The 6,485-nt window shown below is 40.7% G+C and carries 2 tRNA genes and 2 rRNA genes; all 4 read right to left on the bottom strand.

Annotated features, from left to right (window positions below):
• Positions 1–307: 307 nt before the first annotated feature.
• A 23S ribosomal RNA gene (locus AJ939_RS05835) occupies positions 308–3,366 on the bottom strand.
• Positions 3,367–4,092: 726 nt separating this feature from the next.
• Positions 4,093–4,169: transfer RNA gene (locus AJ939_RS05830), tRNA-Ile, on the bottom strand.
• A gap of 8 nt (positions 4,170–4,177) precedes the next feature.
• A tRNA-Ala gene (locus AJ939_RS05825) sits at positions 4,178–4,253 on the bottom strand.
• Between the two features lie 103 nt (positions 4,254–4,356).
• Positions 4,357–5,869 (bottom strand): 16S ribosomal RNA (locus AJ939_RS05820).
• The 16S and 23S rRNA genes sit together here with 2 tRNA genes alongside, the layout of an rRNA operon.
• Positions 5,870–6,485: the final 616 nt, after the last annotated feature.

The raw sequence follows: 6,485 nt of genomic DNA, 5'->3' as shown, positions 1-6,485 counted from the left end.
AGCAAGGCGTTTCCACATCTGTATAATCACGGACATTGTTATTTAAATATTCTTTGAAAGATTTAATTTATAAATAAAGCTTAATCTTTTATTTCTTTACTTTTTTCTTTATTCTCTTTCTTCTTTTGTTTTTCTTTCTTCTTTACTTATCTTTTATCTTTGATAAGTTTTTATATAGAATACTTAAAAAACAATGTTAAGAGCAAGTTCTAATACAAACTCTACTTGAAAGATTTCTATGAAACTCTAAATATTATCTATATTCAAAGTCTTCTTAAAAACCTTAACAAGGAAGTGATGCTTTATTAAAGATAAGCCAAACGCTCTATTAGTACTGGTCAGCTAAAGGACTTTCATCCATTACACACCCAGCCTATCAAACTAGTAGTCTTCTAGAGAGCTTAGAGAAGATTCATCTTAGAGTTGGCTTCACGCTTAGATGCTTTCAGCGTTTATCCTTTCCAAACTTAGCTACGCTGCGATGCTCTTGGCAGAACAACAGCTACACCAGTGGTTTGTTCAACCCGGTCCTCTCGTACTAGGGTCAAATCTCTTCAATCTTCTTACGCCCACGGCAGATAGGGACCGAACTGTCTCACGACGTTCTGAACCCAGCTCGCGTACCGCTTTAAATGGCGAACAGCCATACCCTTGGGACCTGCTCCAGCCCCAGGATGCGATGAGCCGACATCGAGGTGCCAAACCTCCCCGTCGATGTGAGCTCTTGGGGGAGATCAGCCTGTTATCCCCGGGGTACCTTTTATCCTTTGAGCGATGGCCCTTCCACACAGAACCACCGGATCACTAAGACCGACTTTCGTCTCTGCTTGACTTGTATGTCTTGCAGTTAAGCTGGCTTATACCTTTATACTCTACGAACGATTTCCAACCGTTCTGAGCCAACCTTTGTAAGCCTCCGTTATTATTTGGGAGGCGACCGCCCCAGTCAAACTACCCACCAGACATTGTCCCACTTGAGGATAACTCAAGCTGGTTAGCTACCCAAATAAGAAAGAGTGGTATCTCAACAACGGCTCATATACAACTGGCGTCATATACTCAAAGCCTCCCACCTATCCTGCACATTCTTATCCAAGTAGCAGTGTCAAGCTGTAGTAAAGGTCCACGGGGTCTTTCCGTCTTGCCGCGGGTAGGAGGAATTTTCACCTCCACTACAATTTCACTGGATCCCTCTTTGAGACAGCTCCCATCTCGTTACGCCATTCATGCAGGTCGGTATTTAACCGACAAGGAATTTCGCTACCTTAGGACCGTTATAGTTACGGCCGCCGTTTACTCGGGCTTCGATCAAGAGCTTCGCTAATGCTAACCCCATCAATTAACCTTCGAGCACCGGGCAGGCGTCACACCCTATACATCCTCTTACGAGTTAGCAGAGTGCTGTGTTTTTGGTAAACAGTCGGGAGGGACTCTTTGTTGTAAGTTTCTTCGCTTTCGGAGTAAATCCTAGTACGAAGCTAACCACACCTTATACCGAAGATACGGTGCTATTTTGCAGAGTTCCTTAAAGAGAGTTCTTCCACGCGCCTTAGAATACTCATCCCACCCACCTGTGTCGGTTTACGGTACGGGCAACATTAGCTAAACTTAGAAACTTTTCTTGGCTCGACGGCATCAGGGGTTCTTCTATCCATCCGAAGACTTCAAAAAGCCTTTCAGTTCTCGGAGTGTTCTTATACGGATTTGCCTATATAAGCTCCTACGACCTTAGACTAGCACTTCCATCCGCTAGCCCCCTTAGCCCTAAGCGTCCTTCCATCGCACACTAATGTTGGTATTGGAATATTAACCAATTTGCCATCGTCTACCCCTTTCGGACTCGACTTAGGACCCGACTAACCCTACGATGACGAGCATCGCGTAGGAAACCTTGGGTTTACGGCGTTAATGATTCTCACATTAATTATCGCTACTCATGCCTGCATGCTCACTTCTATTCGCTCCAGCACTCCTTACCGGTATACCTTCGACGCAAATAGAACGCTCTCCTACCACTTGCACACAACTTAAACTACTTAAACTTTAAACCAAGAATATTTTTACTGATTTTACTAAGTTTTGTTTCTATCTTTACTCTATAAAAATCAGTAAAAATATAACTTAAAACATATAACTTAGTTTTTTATATTCTAAACTTAAATAATCTAAGTTGTGTGCAAGTCTACAGCTTCGGTACTTACTTTAGCCCCGTTATATTTTCCGCGCAAAATCACTAGACCAGTGAGCTATTACGCTTTCTTTAAAGGATGGCTGCTTCTAAGCCAACCTCCTGGTTGTTTAAGTAACTTCACATCGTTTTCCACTTAAGTAAGATTTAGGGACCTTAGCTGGTAGTCTGGGTTGTTTCCCTCTTGACGACGGATTTTATCACTCGCCGCCTGACTGCTGTGATTACATATAAGGTATTCGGAGTTTGATAGGGTTTGGTACATTGGTGTATGCCCTAGCCCATTCAGTGCTCTACCCCCTTATATTACGACACAACGCTATACCTAAATATATTTCGGAGAGAACCAGCTATCACGAAGTTTGATTGGCCTTTCACCCCTATCCACAAGTCATCCCGGGGCTTTTCAACGCCTATGGGTTCAGTCCTCCACTAGTTCTTACACTAGCTTCAACTTGCTCATGGATAGATCACTTCGTTTCGGGTCTGCAGCATCTGACTAAGCGCCCTATTCAGACTCGCTTTCGCTACGGCTTCGCGTTTGCTTAACCTTGCCAGACACCACAACTCGCAGGCTCATTATGCAAAAGGCAGTCCATCACACTGTATTGCTACATAGTGCTCTGAATGATTGTAAGCAAATGGTTTCAGGTTCTATTTCACTCTGATCACCTCAGTTCTTTTCACCTTTCCCTCACGGTACTTGTGCACTATCGATCTGGTATTAGTATTTAGGGTTGGATCGTGGTCGACCCGGATTCAGACAGGATTCCTCGTGTCCCGCCCTACTCAGGATACTGCTAGCTAAGCTTTGTTTTTCGCATACGGGACTATCACCCTCTATGGCTATACTTTCCAGAATGTTCTGCTAAACTCAGCTCTTGCACATTGCAGTCCTACAACCCCCAGTGCAAGCACTGGGTTTGCCCTCTTGCGCTTTCGCTCGCCGCTACTGACGCAATCTCTATTGATTTCTTTTCCTGAGGGTACTAAGATGTTTCAATTCCCCTCGTTCGCTCCTATATAGGTAATGTATATCTCTATACATTGGGTTGCCCCATTCGGAAATCTACGGATCAAAGCTTCTTGACAGCTCCCCGTAGCTTATCGCAGTCTAGTACGTCCTTCATCGCCTTTACCAGTCAAGGCATCCACCATTCGCTCTTAGTAGCTTACCTTTTGATGTTCTTTTAGCAGATGAGCAAAGCTCATCTTAAAGAACCAAAGCTAAAGGCCTACCCCGCCAACCTAAAAGATATTAGGCTTAAAACGAAATAAACTAAACATTCATTAAAAAATTAATGTAGATAAAGCTTCAATTCTTAATCACTAAAAAAACAATTTGCATAAAAGTTAGATATAACCTAACTTCTACCTTTTTTATTGATTCTAAAACGCATCACTTCCTTGTTAAAGTTTTTATGATAAGACTTCTTTATCTTAAGACGGAAAGCATTCAAACCTTAATATAGAAACTAAATGATTTAGTCTTAACTAAGCTGTGAGTTTGAAACTTGTCTTTAATTTATAAATCTTAAATCTAATATTCTCTTTATTTTAAAGATAAAGATAATTAAAAGATATAAGTTAAACCAAAGAAAAGATAAATAGGTTTTATCCTTTAACAAGTCCTGTAAAATTGTTTTTATTAAAACTTGCTTGTGACTCTTAACAATGATAATTAAAAAGAACATTTAGGTTTAAAACCTAAAGGAAGTATATATATTAATATAATCATTATAAATATAAATACATAATGTATATGCTACTTATATCTATTAAAGTATATTCTTTTATAGTTAAAGATAAAAAAATAAATCTAAGTATAGAGTTTATATTTTATATTTAATCTACTTTATATACTTGCTTTAGATTTTAAAGCTTTTTTATTCAAATCTTTTTTATGGTGGGCCTAACAAGACTTGAACTTGTGACCTCACCCTTATCAGGGGTGCACTCTAACCAGCTGAGCTATAGGCCCTTAATAAATGGTGGAGAATAGCGGGATCGAACCGCTGACCTCCTGCGTGCAAAGCAGGCGCTCTCCCAGCTGAGCTAATTCCCCATAAACAATTAGCTTTATCATCAATCTTTGAAATCTAAACAAGAATCAATTGAGTTTATATATTTGAAGTAATAGTGGTGAGACTTATTACTTTGTACTCTAGAAAGGAGGTGATCCAACCGCAGGTTCTCCTACGGTTACCTTGTTACGACTTCACCCCAGTCGCTGATTCCACTGTGGACGGTAACTAGTTTAGTATTCCGGCTTCGAGTGAAATCAACTCCCATGGTGTGACGGGCGGTGAGTACAAGACCCGGGAACGTATTCACCGTAGCATGGCTGATCTACGATTACTAGCGATTCCGGCTTCATGCTCTCGAGTTGCAGAGAACAATCCGAACTGGGACATATTTTATAGATTTGCTCCACCTCGCGGTATTGCGTCTCATTGTATATGCCATTGTAGCACGTGTGTCGCCCTGGGCATAAGGGCCATGATGACTTGACGTCGTCCACACCTTCCTCCTCCTTACGAAGGCAGTCTATTTAGAGTGCTCGGCCGAACCGTTAGCAACTAAATACGTGGGTTGCGCTCGTTGCGGGACTTAACCCAACATCTCACGACACGAGCTGACGACAGCCGTGCAGCACCTGTCTCTAAGTTCTAGCAAGCTAGCACCCTCATATCTCTATAAGGTTCTTAGGATATCAAGCCCAGGTAAGGTTCTTCGCGTATCTTCGAATTAAACCACATGCTCCACCGCTTGTGCGGGTCCCCGTCTATTCCTTTGAGTTTTAATCTTGCGACCGTACTCCCCAGGCGGTACACTTAATGCGTTAGCTGCATTACTGAGATGACTAGCATCCCAACAACTAGTGTACATCGTTTAGGGCGTGGACTACCAGGGTATCTAATCCTGTTTGCTCCCCACGCTTTCGCGCCTTAGCGTCAGTTGAGTTCCAGCAGATCGCCTTCGCAATGGGTATTCTTGGTGATATCTACGGATTTTACCCCTACACCACCAATTCCATCTGCCTCTCCCTCACTCTAGACTATCAGTTTCCCAAGCAGTTTAATGGTTAAGCCATTAGATTTCACAAGAGACTTGATAATCCGCCTACGCGCCCTTTACGCCCAGTGATTCCGAGTAACGCTTGCACCCTCCGTATTACCGCGGCTGCTGGCACGGAGTTAGCCGGTGCTTATTCCTTAGGTACCGTCAGAATTCTTCCCTAAGAAAAGGAGTTTACGCTCCGAAAAGTGTCATCCTCCACGCGGCGTTGCTGCGTCAGGGTTTCCCCCATTGCGCAATATTCCCTACTGCTGCCTCCCGTAGGAGTCTGGACCGTGTCTCAGTTCCAGTGTGACTGATCATCCTCTCAGACCAGTTAAGCGTCATAGCCTTGGTAAGCCATTACCTTACCAACTAGCTGATACTATATAGTCTCATCCTACACCGAAAAACTTTCCCTACTCAACTTGTGTTAAGCAGGAGTATAGAGTATTAGCAGTCGTTTCCAACTGTTGTCCTCTTGTGTAGGGCAGATTAACTATACCTTACTCACCCGTGCGCCACTAATCCACTTCTAGCAAGCTAGAAGCTTCATCGTTCGACTTGCATGTATTAGGCACGCCGCCAGCGTTCACTCTGAGCCAGGATCAAACTCTCCATAATAAACCTTCTTTAGCATCAAGGCAAAGCCTTGACTAAGAAGCAAGCTAAAGGCCTACCCCGCCAACCTAATATAGATAAACTACTTAGATTACATTAAAGAGATAAACCTTATTACTTTTATAGATAGTTTAATCTTTTTCTTCAAAGAAAAAGTTATAAAAGATTAAAAGAAAAGCTTTTAATCTTTTTAAATTAGATTGAATAGATTTTACATAATTGCTTATGCCTAAATCTTTCTGGCTCAATCGATCACTTATTTAGATTTCAAAGATTGACTAATAAGATTTGAATAACAATACTAAGTTAAAAGAACAAAACAAAAAATCATTTTTAAAAGAAAAGTTTTTAAATTAAAAACAAGATTTATAAAAAAGCTTTTTAGTTTTAAATTAAAAAATTAAGAAAGTTAAAAACTCAAATAATTTAAAAACTTAAAAAATCTAAAATAAAGTTAATTTATAAAATCTACTCAGTTAGTGAAACTTTATAATTTAAAAGATTTTAAGTCCTTTTTTCAAAAAAAGGAAATGAAAGTATAACCAATTAAACTTAAAAGGGGATTAAATAAAGGATTAAATAGTATAAATATTTGTGTAAGTATTTATATAAGTATTTG

Source organism: Campylobacter sp. BCW_6889 (assembly GCF_001762535.1).
Classification (GTDB): domain Bacteria; phylum Campylobacterota; class Campylobacteria; order Campylobacterales; family Campylobacteraceae; genus Campylobacter_D; species Campylobacter_D jejuni.
Note: the sequence above shows the minus strand (reverse complement) of the source record. Positions and strands in the feature narration are given on the sequence as shown.